Annotated in this window: 19 protein-coding genes; 1 reads left to right on the top strand and 18 read right to left on the bottom strand. The window is 68.8% G+C overall.

The window, feature by feature from the left end:
* Positions 1-2: 2 nt before the first annotated feature.
* The 9 genes from WT16_RS17235 to WT16_RS17195 form a co-directional block, all read right to left on the bottom strand.
* Positions 3-2,018, bottom strand: coding sequence for a site-specific DNA-methyltransferase (locus WT16_RS17235; RefSeq protein ID WP_063533879.1), 2,016 nt, complete (start codon positions 2,016-2,018; stop codon positions 3-5).
* A 361-nt stretch (positions 2,019-2,379) separates the two neighbouring features.
* Positions 2,380-3,540 carry a porin gene (locus WT16_RS17230; RefSeq protein ID WP_041861545.1) on the bottom strand — a complete coding sequence of 387 codons (1,161 nt, stop codon included), beginning with the start codon at positions 3,538-3,540 and terminating at the stop codon, positions 2,380-2,382.
* Positions 3,541-3,732: 192 nt separating this feature from the next.
* Positions 3,733-4,410 (bottom strand): response regulator, encoded by a 678-nt coding sequence (locus WT16_RS17225; protein WP_015601035.1) that lies wholly within the window; start codon positions 4,408-4,410, stop codon positions 3,733-3,735.
* Positions 4,411-4,420: 10 nt separating this feature from the next.
* On the bottom strand, positions 4,421-5,800 hold the full coding sequence (locus WT16_RS17220) for a sensor histidine kinase (RefSeq protein ID WP_015601219.1): 1,380 nt from the start codon (positions 5,798-5,800) through the stop codon (positions 4,421-4,423).
* A 75-nt stretch (positions 5,801-5,875) separates the two neighbouring features.
* On the bottom strand, positions 5,876-6,724 hold the full coding sequence (locus WT16_RS17215) for an ABC transporter permease (RefSeq protein WP_006024009.1): 849 nt from the start codon (positions 6,722-6,724) through the stop codon (positions 5,876-5,878).
* Between the two features lie 27 nt (positions 6,725-6,751).
* Positions 6,752-7,549: an ABC transporter ATP-binding protein gene (locus WT16_RS17210; RefSeq protein ID WP_009910853.1), complete on the bottom strand. Its 798-nt coding sequence runs from the start codon at positions 7,547-7,549 to the stop codon at positions 6,752-6,754.
* Positions 7,550-7,655: 106 nt separating this feature from the next.
* Positions 7,656-8,669, bottom strand: coding sequence for an ABC transporter substrate-binding protein (locus WT16_RS17205; protein ID WP_006024007.1), 1,014 nt, complete (start codon positions 8,667-8,669; stop codon positions 7,656-7,658).
* Positions 8,670-8,828: 159 nt separating this feature from the next.
* A complete protein-coding gene (locus tag WT16_RS17200; protein WP_015601251.1) occupies positions 8,829-9,350 on the bottom strand; it encodes a DUF2938 domain-containing protein in 522 nt (173 codons plus the stop codon).
* Entirely contained in the window at positions 9,343-10,242 is a 900-nt protein-coding gene (locus WT16_RS17195; protein WP_063533757.1) for a class I SAM-dependent methyltransferase, read from the bottom strand. Before WT16_RS17195 ends, WT16_RS17200 begins: the two co-directional genes overlap by 8 nt.
* A 75-nt stretch (positions 10,243-10,317) precedes the next feature.
* On the opposite strand from WT16_RS17195, the gene WT16_RS17190 reads away from it, so the two are divergent.
* On the top strand, positions 10,318-10,749 hold the full coding sequence (locus tag WT16_RS17190; protein ID WP_063533756.1) for a helix-turn-helix domain-containing protein: 432 nt from the start codon (positions 10,318-10,320) through the stop codon (positions 10,747-10,749).
* A 146-nt stretch (positions 10,750-10,895) separates the two neighbouring features.
* On the opposite strand, the gene fliR is transcribed toward WT16_RS17190, so the two are convergent.
* The 9 genes from fliR to WT16_RS17145 all read right to left on the bottom strand — a co-directional run bounded on the left by fliR (position 10,896) and on the right by WT16_RS17145 (position 17,116).
* Positions 10,896-11,678, bottom strand: coding sequence for a flagellar biosynthetic protein FliR (fliR, locus tag WT16_RS17185; RefSeq protein ID WP_059933094.1), 783 nt, complete (start codon positions 11,676-11,678; stop codon positions 10,896-10,898).
* Between the two features lie 104 nt (positions 11,679-11,782).
* Entirely contained in the window at positions 11,783-12,055 is a 273-nt protein-coding gene (fliQ, locus tag WT16_RS17180) for a flagellar biosynthesis protein FliQ (RefSeq protein ID WP_004199882.1), read from the bottom strand.
* A 24-nt stretch (positions 12,056-12,079) separates the two neighbouring features.
* The gene (fliP, locus tag WT16_RS17175; RefSeq protein WP_009910845.1) at positions 12,080-12,841 is read right to left on the bottom strand and encodes a flagellar type III secretion system pore protein FliP; all 762 of its coding nucleotides are present in this window, start codon (positions 12,839-12,841) and stop codon (positions 12,080-12,082) included.
* A gap of 73 nt (positions 12,842-12,914) precedes the next feature.
* On the bottom strand, positions 12,915-13,526 hold the full coding sequence (gene fliO, locus WT16_RS17170; RefSeq protein WP_063533755.1) for a flagellar biosynthetic protein FliO: 612 nt from the start codon (positions 13,524-13,526) through the stop codon (positions 12,915-12,917).
* Complete coding sequence (fliN, locus tag WT16_RS17165; protein ID WP_043281888.1) at positions 13,523-14,029, bottom strand: flagellar motor switch protein FliN; 507 nt, start codon at positions 14,027-14,029, stop codon at positions 13,523-13,525. Before fliN ends, fliO begins: the two co-directional genes overlap by 4 nt.
* Complete coding sequence (gene fliM / locus WT16_RS17160) at positions 14,022-15,020, bottom strand: flagellar motor switch protein FliM (protein WP_006023998.1); 999 nt, start codon at positions 15,018-15,020, stop codon at positions 14,022-14,024. Before fliM ends, fliN begins: the two co-directional genes overlap by 8 nt.
* A gap of 22 nt (positions 15,021-15,042) precedes the next feature.
* Positions 15,043-15,540, bottom strand: a complete 498-nt coding sequence (fliL, locus tag WT16_RS17155; protein WP_006023997.1) for a flagellar basal body-associated protein FliL — start codon at positions 15,538-15,540, stop codon at positions 15,043-15,045.
* A 328-nt stretch (positions 15,541-15,868) separates the two neighbouring features.
* Positions 15,869-16,591 (bottom strand): LrgB family protein, encoded by a 723-nt coding sequence (locus WT16_RS17150; protein WP_063533754.1) that lies wholly within the window; start codon positions 16,589-16,591, stop codon positions 15,869-15,871.
* A 57-nt stretch (positions 16,592-16,648) separates the two neighbouring features.
* On the bottom strand, positions 16,649-17,116 hold the full coding sequence (locus WT16_RS17145; RefSeq protein WP_059933097.1) for a CidA/LrgA family protein: 468 nt from the start codon (positions 17,114-17,116) through the stop codon (positions 16,649-16,651).
* Positions 17,117-17,133: the final 17 nt, after the last annotated feature.

The raw sequence follows: 17,133 nt of genomic DNA, 5'->3' as shown, positions 1-17,133 counted from the left end.
CATCAGAGGCTCCGGATGCGCTTCACGCCGTGCTGCTCGAGGATCGCCGACAGGTTCACCTTCGCGACGTCGTCCGCGAAGCCGCTGTCGCGGAACACGCAGGTCAGCTCGCGCGTATCGGCGGCGCCCGACGCGGCTATCAGCTTGACGATGCCCTCGCCGAGCGCGTCGGTCGACGCGCGGTCGATGTGCGTGTCGAAGCACGCGACGATCGCGCCGTCGATCACGTGGACCGCCTTGCCGGCGATCGTCCGCGCGTCGATCGGCGCGCACAGGTCGAGCCCGAGCTTCAGCATCAGTTCGTACAGCAGATCTTCCTCGGAGCGGTTCGGCTTGACGTGCTCGACGGCCGCGAACAGCGACTGCTGGATGTCGTCGCCGCGCGGGTCCCATTCGGAGACGTTCGTCGAATCGAGCCTGAACACGCGAAAGCCGAGGTCGGCGCGCACGCCCGGATGCTCGGCCGCGACCCGCGCCGCCGAGCGCCGCAGCCGCTCCTTCGTCAGCTCGGCGAGATTGAGCGGCACGCGCTGCGCCGCGCAGAAATCGGCGGCGGCCTTCTGGTCCTTGCTGCCGGCGTCGAGCGGCTCGGGCAACTGCACGAGCACGTAGCGGCGATTGCCGCCGTCGGCCGCGTTGAGCGCCATCACCGCGTGCGCGGTCGTGCCCGAGCCGCCGAAAAAGTCGACGATCAGATCGTCGCCGTCCGTGCACCAGCCGATGATCGACGCGGCTAATTCGACAGGCTTCGGCTGATCGAAAGGAATGCCGAGCGACTTCATCAGCGCGTCGTCCGAGCCGCCGAACGGCAACACCGACGGCACGTTCTCGTACATGTTCTCGTCGAGGAAGTAGATCCGCTGCGGCTGCGTGGTCTCGTCCGCGCCGAATTCGACGAGGCCCTTGTCGATGAGCGCCTGCATCGTCGCGGGCGGATTGCGCCAGCCGCGCTCGGGCACGGGGCACGGCTCGCCCGTCACCGGATGCACGAGCGGCACGAAGTAGTCGTCGGGCGCCTTCTTCTTGTTCGGCCACGCCATCGACACGAGGCGGTACACGCGGCCGTCGGCCGAGATCCGGTCGTACATCGCCTCGCCGCCCGACAGCGTCGTCTGCGACTTCACCCAGCTACGGTACGCGGCATTCGCGTCCGCGATCGTCGCGGCATCCGCGATCGCGCCGCGCGCCGCGTCCAGCATGCGTTGCGCGTTGCGCTTCGCCCGCTTGAGCGGCGCGCGCTCGAACAGCAGCTCCGCGTCGCGCGCGAACAGCACGATCGATTCGTGCTGGTACGCGATCCCGCGCGCGTCGCCCTTCGGATTGCGCTTGTCCCACACCGCGACGCCGAGCTCGTTGTCTTCGCCGAAGATCTCGCGCATCACGAGCACGAGCGCGTGCTGCTCGTGCTCGTCGATGTGCACGGCGATCACGCCGTCGTCGGCGAGCAGATCGCGCGCGAGCTTCAGGCGCGGATAGATCATGTTCAGCCAGTCCGTGTGGAAGCGGCCGCTCGCGTCGGTGTGGCTGCTGACCCGCTTGCCGCCCGTCGTCTGGCCGGTCAGCTCGAGATAGTGGCGCAGGCTGTCGGTGAAATTGTCCGGATAGACAAAATCCTTGCCGGTGTTGTACGGCGGATCGATGTAGACGAGCTTCACGCGTCCCGCGTAGCTCTTCTGCAGCAGCTTCAGCACCTCGAGGTTCTCGCCCTCGATCATCAGGTTGCGAGTCGACGCCCAGTCGACGCTCTCGCGCGGGCACGGGCGCAGCGTGCCCGTCGACGGCGTGAGCGCGAGCCGGCGCGCGCGGCGCTTGCCGTGCCAGTTCAGGCCGTACTTCTCGTCGGCGTCGGCGTCGACGACGGCGCCGACCATCGCCGCGAGCACGTCGAGATTCACCGACGCGCCGTCCGGCCCTTCGGTCACGACGTCCGGAAAGAGCGCCTTCAGGCGCTCGACGTTCGCGGACACGAGATCCGCGGATTGTGCTTCCGGGCTCGTCGCATCGAGTTTCTGCATCATCCTTTCCATCCATTGCATGTCATCGCGCCGGCATGCGGACCCGATTTTCGGGCCGCGCGGCGCGGCAAAGGCGAAACGCTAGCGATCCGTCACGCGCAGGTCAAGGACTTGCGGCGGGGCGCGGGCCGGCGTTCGGCGACGCAGATGTTTACCACAGGTTCGGAAGCCGGCCGCCGGCGCGGGCTTTCGCCGCGCGTGCGCGAGGCCGCGCGCGATGACAAAAGGCCCGGCGTGAGTGGCCGTCGAATGCCGCGGGGTCTCGCAGGAGATCGGGCGAGCGCGGCGGGAAAAGCGGCGGATGCGGGAGAAGCGGGAAGGGCGGCACGGCGCGGCGCGGTGGCCGGCCGTGCCGCGCGGCGGATCAGAACCGCGTGCGGATGCCGGTCGTCAGCTCGAGCTGGTTGGTCGCGCCGTGCGTCGACGCAACCGTGTAGCCGCCGTGCAGGCGCATGTAATCGCCGGCGAGATACAGCTCGGTGCGCTTCGACAGGTGGTAGAACACCGAGCCGTACAGCGTTTCCTTGAAGCCGTTGCCGACGCCCGACGTGAGGCTGAAGTTGCCGATGTTCGCGTTCGGCACATTGCCGTCGCTGTTGTAAGCGGCGTTGTGCACGCGCATCTGCTGATAGCCGAGTTCGTAGTCGAGCGGGCCCTTCGGCGCGACCTTGAACGATACGGTCCACGCGTTGTCCTGGCGCTGGCCGAGCGCGCCCTGATCGCCCAGGTAGCGGAAATAGCCGGCGTTCACGCGGAAGATGTCGAACGTGTAGTTGCCGCCGACCGAGAACGACTTGTTCGCGTAGCCCGCGTGGTTCACGTGGCTGAAGAAGCCCGACACGTTGAACGGGCCGCCGTTGTAGCCGAGCGCGGCCTGGTAGGTCGAGTTCTGCCCGAAGCTCGTCGAATTGCTGAACGCGTAGCCCGCGCTCGCGAAGATGCCGTTGCCGAACAGCTTTTTCCACGCGAGGCCGTTGTTGTAGCGCGTGCCCGTCGCACCCGCCGCGTAGAAGATCATCTGCTTGAAGTTGTTCGCGTTCGTCCAGCCGCCTTCCTCGGTCGTCAGCTTCGCCGAGCCGTACGGGTCGCCGTAGATCGCCGCCGCGTCGCGCGCGATCGTGTTCTGAAAGCCGGCGGTGAGCTTGCCGAACGTGCCGTTTTCGATGCCGACCCATGCGTCGCGGTCGAAGATCTGGCCCGGGTCTTCCATGTTGCCGTCGGCAACCGTGTATTCGCTTTCGAGCCGGAAGATCACCTTCGTGCCGCCGCCGATGTCCTCCGCCCCCTTCAGGCCCCAGCGGCTGCCGCTGAACCACGGCTCGCCGCCGAGCCCCATGCCGATCACGTGATCGCCCTTCGCGTTCGCGTGCGACTGATAGGTGGGAAAGCTCAGGTCGATGAGCCCGTAGAGCTGGACGCTCGACTGCGCGTGCGCTTGCGGCGCCGCGCAGGCGGCCGTCGCGATGGAAAGTGCCAGGTATTGTCGTTTCAAGATCGTCCCCTCCGGTATCGTGTTGACCGCCATTCTTTCGTAGTACGCAGCGTCGGCTGCGCAGACGCGGTGCGATGCGCGTCGAACGGCCACGTCATCGTAGTGGGCGCAATCCTTCGCGGCGCTTTCGCGCCGGCCGAGGAAATCTCCGGATAAGTACGGGGTGGTGCTCGTTTTTCGGCTGGGTCAGGCGAGGGCGCCGCGCTCGAGGCCCGGCGCGGCGGCTCATTCGGCCGCGTCCTTCGTCCGAAGAATGTAGCCGAGCCCGCGCAGCGTGATGATCTGCGCGAGCGAGCCCGACAGGTGCTTGCGCAGGCGGTGGATGTAGATGTCGATCGCATCGGCGCTCGGCTCGTCGTCGAGGCCGTACACGCTATCCATCAGGCGCGCTTTCGATACCGTCTTGCCCTGCTGGAGCATCAGCGTTTCGAGGATCGCATGCTCGCGGCGGCGCAGCGCGAGCGGCACGCCGCCGCACTGGAATTCGCGTGTCGCGAACAGATAGACGAGATCGCCGCATGCGAGCTGCGTCGCGCCGACGCCGCATTGCCGCCGGATCAATGCGCGAATCCGCGCGACGAGCTCGCGCGATTCGAACGGCTTCACGACGTAATCGTCGGCACCCGCGCTGAAGCAGTCGACCTTGTCGTCGACCGAGCCGTGCGCGGTCAGCATCAGCACGGGCACGTTGTCGCCGCGGCGGCGCAGCCGCGCGAGCAGCTCCTTGCCGCTCATGCCGGGCAGCCGCATGTCGAGCAGCAGCGCATCGTAGCGCTGCGCCTTCAGCACCGTGTCCGCGCTCTCGCCGTCAGGCGCCGAATCCACGCCGAAGCCTTCGCCGCGCAGCAGATCGATGATCCAGTGCGCGAGTTCCGCGTTGTCTTCCACGAGCAGCAATTTCATCAGGACACTCTCAATTGCGATAGGCGGGCAGCCGCACGGTCATCCTCACGCCCCGGTTGCCCGGGCCCGTCGCGAGCGAGACCGTGCCGCCGTGCGACTGCGCGATCTCCTCGACGATCGCGAGCCCGAGGCCCGTGCCTTCCTCGTCCTTCGCGACGCGATAGAAGCGCTTGAACACGTGCGGCCGCGCTTCGGCCGGAATGCCGGGGCCGTCGTCGACCACGTCGAGCACCACCGCGTCGCCGTCGCGCCGCGCGCTCACCGTCACGCGGCCGCCTTCGTGCGTATAGCGCACCGCGTTGTCGACGAGATTCATCAGGAGCGCCGACAGCAGGCTTTCGCTGCCCGCCACCAGCAGATCGTCGTCGAGCTCCGCGCCGAGATCGATGCGGCGCCGCTCGGCGAGCACGATCGCCTCCTCGAGCACGCCCGACACGACGGCCGCGACGTCGACGCGCGCGGCGAGCCGCGCGGGCGACGCGGCTTCCGCGTGCGCGAGCAGGAGCAGCTTGTCGGTGACATCCGCCATCCTGCGGCTGCTGCGCTGCATCGACGCGAGCAGCCCGGCGAGCGCCGCGTCGTCGCTCTCGCGCTGCCGCGCGCACTGGATCTGCGTGTCGATCACCGCGATCGGCGTGCGCAACTGGTGCGCGGCGTCGGCGATGAAGCGCCGTTGCGTCGCCGCGTGCAGGTTCAGCCGCGCGATGCACTGGTTGATCGCGTCGACGATCGGCCGCAGCTCGAAATGGAGCCGCTCGGTGCGGATCGGCTCGAGCTCCATCGGCCCGCGGTCCGCGACGTCGTCCTTCAGCTTCATCAACGGCCGCAGCTCGAACGTGAGCCCGAGATAGACGAGCGCCATCGCGAGCGCGAGCATCAGCGCGAGCCGCCAGAGCTGCGGATGCCAGATCGCCGCGATCATCATCTGCCGCGACGTCTGCGTCTTGCCGACGACGACCGTCACCGTTTCGGTGTCGCCCGCGTTGTAGAGCTCGCGCGTGTACGCGACCGCGCGGATCTCAAGCCCGTTGAGCGCCGTGTCGAACAGCACCGGCTGCGCGCCGGGCGCGGCCGGCACGGCCGGGCCGGCGAGATCGGGGTTGCCGGCGAGCAGCCGGCCGCCGCCCGTGCGAACCTTGTAGTACACCTGATCCCGCGCGGGCGACTCGAACAGCTCGAGCGCGGCGGGCGGCACGTTCGCGACGAGCGCGCCGCTTTCCCAGTCGACGTCCTCCGCGATCGCGCGCGCGGACGCGACGAGCGCGCCGTCCTGCACGAGGTCGGCGGTCTTGCGCGCGGTGTCGTACGACATCGCGCCCGCGATCGCGACGAACACGGCAAGCGGCAGCAGCAGCCACCAAAGCAGTCGGCCGCGCAGGCTGTGCGACATGCCGTTATCCCCCAACTCCAGCGCAGAAAACGAAACGGCGCACCGAAGATGCGCCGTTTCGTTGATGCATCGTCTTCAGAACGCGGCGGGCCGCCACTTCAGGAGCCGCTTCTCGAGCCGGGTCAGCAGGAAGTCGGCAGCGAGCGCCACGACGGCGAGCACGATCATCGCGGCGAACACGCCGCTCGCGTTGAACGCGCCCTGTGCGGTCGAGATTAGCAGACCGATGCCTTGCTTGGAACCCAGAAATTCCCCGACGACCGCGCCGACGAGCGCGAAGCCGAAGCTCACGTGCAGGCTCGCGAGAATCCAACTGAGCGCGGACGGAATCACGACGGAGGTCGTGATCTGCCGGCGCGACGCGCCGAGGATCTGCGCGTTCGCGATCAGGTAGCGGTCGGCCTCGCGCACGCCCTGGAACGCGTTACCGAACACGACGAAGAACACCATCACCACGGCGAGCGCGATCTTCGACGCCATCCCGAGGCCGAGCGCGATCACGAACACCGAGCCCAGCACGACGCGCGGAATCGAGTTCGCGATCTGGATGTAGAGGCCGAACACGTCGGCGAGCAGCTTGTTGCGCCCGAGCACGATCCCGCAGAAGACGCCCGCGACCGAGCCGATCAGAAAGCCCGCGATCGTCTCCTCGAGCGTCACCCACACCTGCAGCAGCAGCGGGCCCTGCGACGTGCCGTTGACGAACCAGTCCTGGATCTGCGCGGCGATCAGCGACGGCATCGAGAAGAAGAACGGGTCGATCCACTTGAGGCGCGCCGCGATCTCCCAGCCGCCCAGCGCGACGACGAGCACCGCGATGCGCAGCCCGACGATCAGTTGCCGGCGCCGCTGCAGCCGGCGCTGGGCGGCGCGCTCTTCGTCTTCGAGCGAGGTGGTGGTGCCAAGCGGCGTCGGAAGCGTCATGTCAGTCATGCTCCAGTCCTTTCCTGTTTATGCGATCTGCACTTCTTCGCGCAGGTCGTGCCAAATGTCCTTCGAGATTTCGATGAAGCGCTGCTCGTAGCGCACTTCCGACGTGATGCGCGGGCGCGGCAGATCGATCTCGTACACGCGCTTGAGCGTCGCCGGGCGCGACGTCAGCACGAACACGCGGTCCGCGAGCGCGATCGCCTCCTCGAGGTCGTGCGTGACGAACACGACGGAGCCCTTGTTCGCCGACCAGAGCTGCAGCAGCTCGTCCTGCATCAGCGTGCGCGTCTGCATGTCGAGCGCCGAGAACGGCTCGTCCATCAGCAGGATCTCGGGCTGGTTGATGAACGTCTGCGCAAGCGCGACGCGCTTTCGCATCCCGCCCGACAACTGGTGCGGGTAGTGCTTCGTGAATTTCGCGAGCCCGACGCGGCGAATCCATTCCTCCGCCTGCGCGTATGCGGATTCCTTCGAGCGGCCGCGAAAGAGCGGGCCCGCCGCGACGTTGTCGATCACCGTGCGCCACGGGAACACCGCGTCGGCCTGGAACACGAAGCCGATCCGCGGATCGATGCCGTCGACGGGCTTGCCCATCACGCGCACCTCGCCGGACACGGGCTTCAGGAGCCCCGTGATCAGATTGAGCGTCGTCGATTTGCCGCAGCCCGTCGGGCCGACGATCGCGACGAACTCGCCGCGCGCAACCGACATCGTGAAGTCGTGCAGCGCGACGGTCGCACGGCCGTCCGGCGAGATGAAGCGGCACGACACGTTGCGAAACTCGATCGCGGGTGCATGGGCCGAAACATGTTGATTCATCGCTAGAAGTCCTGCATCGGAACCGGCGCCGTCCGTGCGGCGCCGGCGGCCCTCGCGAGCCTGGTTCAAAACTGATCGCGCGTCGGGCGCGGCGCTCGTTTCACGCTCACTTCGCGCTCACGAACTCGTTCGTATAAGTCTTCGACAGATCGATGTGCTTGCCCTTCACCGAAGGGTTGAACGCGGACAGCACCTTGAGCACCGTCGCCGGGCCGTCGGCGGGCATCCTGCCGTCGGGCGTGTACATCGGCAGCGACGCCTTCAGCGCGCTCACGTAGAGCGCCTTGTCCTTCTGGTAATCGGCGGGCATCTTCGCGGCGATCTCTTCCGCGCTGTGCGTGTGGATGAACTGCATCGTGCGCGCGAACGCGTGCGCGAGCTTTGCCGCCTGCGCCTTGTGCGTGTCGGCCCACGCGGACTGCACATACAGGCTCGCCGCCGGATACGTGCCGCCGAGCGCGGCGCGCGTGCCGTCGAGCGTGCGCAGATCGACGAGCACCTTCGCGTCGCCGTTCTTCTCGAGCACCGACACGGTCGGCTCGGTCGTCATCCCCGCGTCGATGCGGCCTTGCTTGACGGCCGCGATGAAGCTCGCGTCGGCGCCGACGGGCAGCATCGTGTACTGGTTCGCGGCGATTCCGTGCTGCTGCGCGAGGTACTGCGTGAGGAAGCTCGTCGACGAGCCGAGGCCCGTCACGCCGAGCGTCTTGCCCTTCACGTCGGCCATCGACTTGATCGCGCCCGCGGCCTTCGTCGACACCATCTCGACCTCGCCCGGCACCTGGCCGAGCACGGCGATCGCCTTCACGTCCTTGCCCTTGCTCTGCAGGTCGATCGTATGATCATAGAAGCCGACGACGCCCTGCACCGCGCCCGCGAGCAGCTCGTTCTCGGCGTCGACGCCCGCCGGCTGCGACTGCAGATCCACGTCGAGCCCTTCCGCCTTGAAGTAGCCGAGCTCCTGCGTGAGACGCGCGGGCAGGTAGATGAGCTTCGTGATGCCGCCCACCATGATCGTGATCTTGCCGCCGTCGTCGGCGAAGGCGGGCTGCGAAGCGAAGCCGAAGGACAGGCCGGCCGCGACCGCGGCCAGGCTGAGCGCGCGAAGAGTGGTGCGCATCGGGAGTCTCCAATGTTGTCTGTATCGAGCGATGCTTGCTGCATCGTCGAAACGAGTATAGGGAGACGAAACCTTCCGCAACCTTTCGCGAGCGCGGCTTTCTTTTAGGGGTTTTCCAGCAACGCCGGCGGCGGCGGGGCGAAGCGCCCTTGAACGGCGCTAAGCCGCGCCCAGCATCGCCGGCACGCCGAGCCGGCTCGCCGTCCAGCCCGCGCCGTACAGGCCGAGGCCGAAGATCGCGTGCGCGACGACGCTGTGAAAGCGCGCGGCGGCCGGCCGCGGCGTGCGGCTCGCCGCGATGCCCGCGCCCATCGCCGGCTGCATCACGAAGAACGGCGCCGCGACGCTGCCGATGCCGACGGCGAGCGCGGGCCCGAGCGTAGGCGCCGCCGCCCAGCCGAGGCCCCAAAGCGCGAGCAACAGCGCCGCGAACGCGATGCCGATCAGATAGTGCGCGAGCCAGCCGATCGCGCGCTCGCCGGCCATGCGCGGCGACGCGGCGATCGGCGCGTGGCGCACGCGAGCGCGCGCGAGATGGCCGAGCCAGCGGCCGACGAGCCCGTAGTCGAGCGACGGAACGCCGAAGCAGCGCTTGCGCACGAGCGCCCAGACGTCCATCGCGACGGTCGCACCCGTGCCGATCACGAGCGCGCAGACGGCAAATGCGAGCGCGTCAGACACCGACGGCCTCCTTGCGCGTCGACCACTTCGCCGGCGCCCGCGCTTTGACGAGCCAGCACGCGGCCATGAAGCGCACGTCGGCGCCGTGCACGTAAGGGTCGAACGCGGCGCGCACCGTGTCGACGACCCGCGCGCGCATGGCGTCGTCGAGGTCCGCGAACATCTGGCCGACCGGGCCGAACCGGCTGAAATGGCCGATCAGCTCGCGCTCGGGAAGTGTGCATTCGACGTCGATCGGCCGCACGTCGACGCCGCGCCAGCCGCTTTGCGCGAGGACGGCTTCGATCCGCCGCACCTCGCCGAAGAAGAACTGGCCGGGCGCGTCCGGCTGCCGCGCAGGCAGGCTCGGCAAGAGCGGCGCGGCCGCGCGCTCCGCCGTCGTCATGAACGGGTTCTCCGCCGCGCCGCGCCACGCAATAAACGCGAGCGGCGCGTCGGACGACGCGGCGCGCAGCAGGTTCGCGAACGCGTCGACGGCGTTTTCGAAGAACATCACGCCGAAGCGCGAAATGATCGTATCGAAGCTCGCCGGCGCGAACGCGTGCGTTTGCGCGTCGGCGTGAACGAAGCACGCCGGCACGCGTTCGCGCTCGGCGCGGCCGCGCGCGGCGGCGATCAGCGGCTGCGACACGTCGACGCCGACGCAGCGGCCCTGCTCGCCGAGCATGCGCGCGACGGCGAGCGTCGTCGCGCCCGCGCCGCAGCCGACGTCGAGCACGTGCCGCCCGCCGCCCGCGCGGGCCGCCTCCACGAGCAGTTCCGCGAACGGCTCGAACATCCGGTCGAGCATCTGCTGCGCGTCGGCCCACGCGCGCCCCGCGCGGCCGTTCCAGTGCGCCGCCTGTCCACTGTATCCGCTGTCTCCGTTATCGCTCCGATCCGTGACGTTCATCGTCGTGCTCCAGTGCTTGCCTTCGAGAGGCCGGAGCTACACTATGCCAATTCAAGTCCACTTGAGGTCAAGCGCGTGGGAAACCTGGATATCGCCGAGGTCGCGCAGCGCTCCGGCGTGCCCGCGTCGGCGCTGCGGTACTACGAGGAAAAGGGGCTGATTGCATCGACGGGCAGGCGCGGGCTGCGCCGCACGTTCGATGCGCGTGTGCTCGAGCGGCTCGCGTTGATCGCGCTCGGGCGCGCGGCGGGCTTTTCGCTCGACGAGATCGCATCGATGTTCGACGCGCAAGGGCGGCCGAGCATCGACCGGGCGATGCTCGCCGCGAAGGCGGACGAGCTGGACGGGACGATCCGCAAGCTGATCTCGATGCGCGACGGCTTGCGGCACGCGGCCGCGTGCACCGCGCCGAGCCACATGGAATGTCCGAAGTTCCGGCGGATTTTGCGGGCCGCGTCGGACGCGCGCCGGGCGAAGAAGGAGGCGCCGCGGCTGCCGCGCGGCTAGGTCGCGGCGGGCGCGGCGGTTGGGGCGGGCGCGCATCGTCGCTCGATCGGCCGATGCCGGAGCCGGCACGCGAGCGACGCCGCCATCGCCGGCATGCCGGCATGCCGGCAACCGGCGCGCCGGCAGCGCCTGCGCGCCGCTCAATCTCAATGCATGCCGGCCGCGACACGTCCGACGAAATCGACGCCGGTATCGAACAGCCGCCCGACGAACGGAACCAGGTTTGGCGCCATCAGTTGAACGAGCAGCAGGCCGACGAGCATCGTCACCGGAAAGCCGACCTGGAAGACCCCGATCTGCGGCGCCGCGCGATTGAGGATGCCGAGCGCGAGGTTCGCGATCAACAGCGCCGCGACGACGGGCAGCGCAAGCAACAGCCCCATCTCGAAAATCGCCGCGCCGAACGCGACGAGCGTCTGCCAGCCGGCCGCGCGCAGCAGATCGGCCGAGATCGGCACGAGCCTGAACGAATCGACGAGCGCGGCGAACACCTGCAGATGCCCGTCGAACGCGAGAAACGCGAGGATCGCGACCGCGTTCAGGAAGCGCCCCATCACGGGCGTCGCGCCGCTTGCGTGCGGATCGAAGAAGGTCGCGAAGCCGAGCCCCATCGACAGGCCGATGATGTCGCCCGCCGCCTCGATCGCCGCGAACACGATCTGCATCGTGAAGCCGAGCGCCGCGCCGATCAGGAACTGGTTGACGATGATCCACACACCCTGCGCGGAGAACACGGTGACGACGGGCATCGGCGGCAGCGTCGGCGCGACGACGAGCGCCATGAAGCCCGCGAGCCCGATCTTCACGCGCACGGGCGTCGCGCGGTGGCCCGTCACCGGCGCGATCGCGACGAGCGCGAGCATCCGCACGAACGGCCACAGGAAGGCGGTGAGCCATCCGTTCAGTTGCGCGTAAGTGACGGAGAACATCGGTCGGTGTCGAAGGCTAGGACGGAGCGGAACAAGCCGATGAGCCGGAAGAACCGGACGAGCCAAACGAATCGGGCGGGCGCGCCGCGCGAAGCAACGGGGCGTCAGCCCGCGCCGAGCGTCGCGACGCGCAGCAGGGTCTCGCGCAGGTAGTCGATCATCGTCGACAGCATCCACGGCCCGGCGATCACCATCGTCGCCGCGACCGCGAGCAGCTTCGGGATGAACGACAGCGTCGCCTCGTTGATCTGCGTCGCCGCCTGGAACAGGCTGACGACGAGGCCGACCGCGAGCGCGACGAGCAGCAGCGGCGCGGCGAGCAGCAGGCCGATGTACATCGCCTGATGCGCAAGCGTCATCACGTTTTCGGGGGTCATCTCGACTCTCCTCGATCTACCGGTCTAGGTGAAGCTCTGCGCGAGCGAGCCGATCAACAATTGCCAGCCGTCGACGAGCACGAACAGCATCAGCTTGAAAGGCAGCGACACGGTGGCGGGCGAGACCATCATCATCCCCATCGACATCAGCACGCTCGCGACGACCATGTCGATGATGAGGAACGGGATGAAGATCGTGAAGCCGATCTGGAAGCCCGTCTTCAGCTCGCTCGTGACGAACGCGGGCACGAGGAGCGACAGCGGCACGTCCTCCGGCCCCTGCATCGGCGCGGCCTTCGAGATCTTCGCGAACAGCGCGAGATCGGTTTCGCGCGTCTGCTTCAGCATGAACGTCTTGAAGGGCGCGGCGCCGCGCTGCACCGCCTGGTCCATCTGCAGCGTGCCTTCGGAAAACGGCTTGTACGCGTCGGCGTAGGCGCGGTCGAGCACGGGCGACATCACGAACAGCGTGAGGAAGAGCGCGAGGCCGACGAGCACCTGGTTCGGCGGCGTCGACGCGGTGCCGAGCGCCTGCCGCAGCAGCGACAGCACGATGATGATCCGCGTGAAGCTCGTCATCATCAGCAGCATCGCCGGCAGGAACGACAGCATCGTGAGCAGCAGCATCGTCTGCACGCTCAGCGAGTAGGTCGTGCCGCCGTTCGGGCCCGGCGCCGAGTTGAACGCCGGCAGGCCGGCCGCCTGCGCGCACGCGAGCGCGGGCGCCAAGCCGATCAGGATGGCGGGCAGCCAGCGTAGCGCGCCGCGCGGGAAAGCGGTTTTCATCGAACGACTGCCGGAGTGGGCGTGCGCGCGTGCGGCGGCATCCGCGCGCGGCGCGACGAAACGAAGGCGCATGTCAGCGATCCTTGCCGCCGTCGCGCTTGAAGCGCTTCGCGGCCTCGCCGAGCATCGCGTCGCGAAAGCGCGCCCCGAAGGAAGCGCCCTCGGGGAACGGGCCGGGCGCGCCGGACATCGCCGTGCCGGCCGGCGCGCCGGGCGCACGGGGCAGGCCTGCGCCCGCGGACGCGCCGCCCGCCGCGCCGATCACGCCCGCCGCGCCGGCGGGCAGCGTGTGCAGCAGGCGCACGTTGCCGGGCGCGACGCCGAGCACGAGCCAGGTATCGCCGATCTCGACGACGGTCGCACTCTCCTTGCCGCCGACCGCGACGCTCGCGACGATCTTCAGTGCGCCGCCGCGGCGCTGCGGCTGAAAGCCGAAGCGCCGCGCGAGCCACGCGCAGCCGAACACGAGGCCGATCACGACCGCGAGCCCGACGAGCGTCTGCAACACCGCGCCGACGCCGAGCGACGGCGCGGCCGAGCCGACGACGACGCCCGACGCGAGCGACGCCGCGTGATTCACCGCGTTCATGTCGGCGGCCGAAGCGGGCAGCGCCGCCGCGCCGGCCGCGAGCGCGGCAAGCGAGGCGCGCGTCAACGCCGCGAGCGGCGCGCTGCGCGGTTTCATCGGTTCAGCTTCCGGATGCGTTCGGACGGCGTGATGATGTCGGTGAGCCGGATGCCGAACTTGTCGTTGACCACCACCACTTCGCCCTGCGCGATCAGGCAGCCGTTCACGAGCACGTCCATCGGCTCGCCGGCGAGCCCGTCGAGCTCGACGACCGAGCCCTGCGCGAGCTGCAGCAGGTTGCGGATCGCGATCTTCGTGCGGCCGAGCTCGACCGTCATCTTGACCGGGATGTCGAGGATCAGGTCGATGTCGTTGTGCGTCGAGCTCGCCACGGCCTTCGACAGCGGCCGGAACACGCCGGCGCCCGTCGCGCCCGTCTCGATCGGCTGCTGGTTCTGCTCGGCGAGCGCGGCCGCCCAGTCGTCCATCGCAGCGTCTTCCTGCGGCGCGGCGGGCGCGGCGGGCGCGGCGCCGTCGGCCGCGGCGGCGCTCGTCGCGGCGTCCGCAAACGCCTGTTCGTCGATGCCGTCGGCCTCGGGGGTCGAGTTCAACTCAGTCATATCCACCTTCCTTCATCGTGTCGCTTGCGCTGATCATCTTCTGCACGCGCAACGCGTACTGGCCATTGAAAATGCCGTATCCGCACTCCATCACCGGCACGCCGTCGACCTTCGCGCTGATCGATTCCGCGATGTCGAGCGGCAGCACGTCGCCCGCGCGCAGGTTGAGAATCTTCTCGAACGTCGTCGGGACCTCGGCGAGATCCGCGACGAGCTCCACTTCCGCCGATTGCACCTGCTGCGACAGCACGCGCACCCAGCGGCGGTCCACCTCGAGCGCCTCGCCCTGGATCGGCGAACTCAGCACGTCGCGGATCGGCTCGATCATCGAGTAGGGCATGCAGATGTGCAGCGTGCCGCCCGTCGGCCCGAACTCGATCGAGAACTGCGTGACGATCACGATCTCGTTCGGCGTCGCGACGTTCGCGAACTGCGTGTGCATCTCCGAGCGCACGAATTCGAACGCGAGCGGCCGCACGCTCTTCCACGCGCTCGCGTAATGCTCGAACACGAGATTGAGCAGCTTGCCGATGATCCGCTGCTCGGTCGCCGTGAAATCGCGGCCCTCGACGCGCGTGTGGAAACGCCCGTCGCCGCCGAACAGGTTGTCGACGACGAAGAACACGAGGTTCGGATCGAACACGAACAGCGACGTGCCGCGCAGCGGCTTCACGTGCACGAGGTTCAGATTGGTCGGGATCGGCAGGTTGCGGGTGAACTCGCTGTACTTCTGCACCTTCACCTGGCTCACGGAGATCTCCGCCGTGCGCCGCATGAAGTTGAAGATGCCGATCCGCAACAGGCGCGCGAAGCGATCGTTGATGATCTCGAGGCCGGGCATCCGGCCGCGGACGATCCGCTCCTGCGTCGCGATGTTGTAGGGGCGAATGCCGGACGCCTCGGCCGGTTCGTCGGCCGAGTCGTCTTCGCCCGTGACGCCCTTGAGGAGTGCATCCACCTCCTCCTGGGACATGAATTCTTCGTGGCCCATGCGCGCTCCTTTGCCGGCGGCGTTATTGGACGACGAACTCGGTGAACAGCACGTCGTCGACGCGCGCGCTCAGGTTGCCCGGCTGGGTCGGCTGCTCGATCAGCGTCTTCAGCTCGTCGGCGAGCGCGTGCTTGCCTTCGAGCGTCGCGAGCTGCTCGGGATGCTTGTTCGACAGCGCGAGCAGGATCCGGCTGCGCAGCTCCGGCATGTGCTGGGTCAGGTACTCCTGCGCCTTCGGATCGGTCAGCTTCAGCGAGAGGCCGACGCGCAGGTAGTGCTGAGCGCCGTCGTCCGACTGGAGATTCACGGTGAGCGGCTCGAGCGCGAAGAACACGGGCACCGCGAGCGGCGGGGGCGCGCTCGGCGCCGCGCCGCGCGCGCCTTCCTTCGACAGCACGAAATACGTGCCGCCCGCGGCGGCGGCGGCGGCGACGATCCCGATCAGCAGGAAAAGGACGACGCGCTTGAGCTTGCCGGACGAGGCCGGTTTGTCGACGGTCGGGTTTGCGGTGGTAGCCATGACGTGCCTGCGGGAAGACTCTAGGTAGCCTGCATTGTTCGGCATCCGGGCCGCGCACGATGGGCGGAATAGAGGGGGGGATTTGCGGCTATCTCAGCCGTTTGTCCGTCGGGCGGGCGAGGGCGGCGGAGGCGATCGGGCGCGGCGGGACACGGCCGGGCGCAAGCGATGCGGCGGGCGAGAGCGGCGGGCGGGCCTGGCTGTGCGGGCGAAAAGGCGGGGCGAAAAGGCGGGGTGAACGGGAGGGAAGAACGGGGGAAGAACAGGACGATGCGGACGGGAAATTCGGGCTGACCGGACGCGAACCGCCGGGCGCCGGCCCGGCGAATCAGATCGGCAGCAACGTCAGCAACGGCGCGATCAGCACCATCGCGACGCCCGCGATCATCATCGTGAGGCTCGACACGACGCCTTCCTCGCTGCCGATCTCGCGCGCCTTCGCGGTGCCCACCGCATGCGCGGCCGCGCCGAACAGCGCGCCGCGCGCGAGCCGCGAGCGCAACGGCACGAGCGCGAGCACGAATTCGCCGACGAGCATCCCGCAAATCCCGGTCGCGATCACGAAAAGCGCGGTGAGGTCTCGCGGCGCGTGGATCCGGTCGGACACGGCGAGCGCGAACGGCGTCGACACCGAGCGCGTGACGAGGCTGCGCTGCAGCTCGGGCGACAGGTGCAGCAGCTTCGACAGCAGCAGCGACCCGCAGATCGCGACCGCGATCCCGACGACGACGCCCACCGCGAGCGAGAACCAGTGGCGCTTCATCAGCTCGCGGTATTCGTAGATCGGCACGGCGAACGCGATCGTCGCCGGGCCGAGCAGCCACATCAGCCAGCGCGTGTCGCGGAAGTAGACCGCGTACGGAATGCCCGTCAGCGCGACGAACGAGACGAGCACGGCCGGCACGAGCACGAGCGGCGAGAAGAACAGCGTCTTGCGGTACGCGTAGAGCTGCTTCGACGCGAAATAGAGCGCGATCGTCAGCGCGAAGCAGCCGGCGGAAATCGCGGCGCTCGAAGGCGCGGCAAGCAACGAGAGATCGGGCGTCGTCATGATGCAGTCCTTGGAACCGGTGCCATAAACGAATGGAAGTGAAACTGGGCACCGGCCTCAGGCCCGCGCGCGGCGGCGGCCGGCGCGCACGCGCGTCACCGCGAGGCGCCGTTCGAAGCCCGCCGCGACGTCGACCGCGATCGCAACCGACAGCATCACGAACGTGGTCCCCGCGACGACGACGAGCGCGAGCCGCCAGCCGTCCGCCTTGAAGAGCCCGCCGTACTGGACCGCCGCGACGGTCGCCGGGATGAAGAAGAGCAGCATGTCGGACAGCAGCCAGTTCGCACCGTCCTTCACCCAGCCGGGCGCGACGCGGCCGGACAGCAGCAGCGCGAGCAGCACCGCGAGGCCGACCACGCCGGACGGCACCGGCACGCCGAGCGCGCGCACCGCCCAGTCGATCGCCGCCCACAGCGCGCCGAGCGCCGCCGTCTGCAGCGCGATGCGCGCCGCGCGGCCGGTGCGCGCGGGCGCCGCCGCCGGGCGGGCCGCCGCTGCTGCCGTAGCCGAGATCCTGCTCATCGAACGCTCCCGAAATG

The sequence above is a fragment of the Burkholderia sp. MSMB1589WGS genome (assembly GCF_001636105.1).
Taxonomy (GTDB): Bacteria; Pseudomonadota; Gammaproteobacteria; order Burkholderiales; family Burkholderiaceae; genus Burkholderia; species Burkholderia humptydooensis.
The sequence above is the reverse complement of the archived record's forward strand: the minus strand, read 5'-3'. Positions and strand labels throughout refer to the sequence as shown.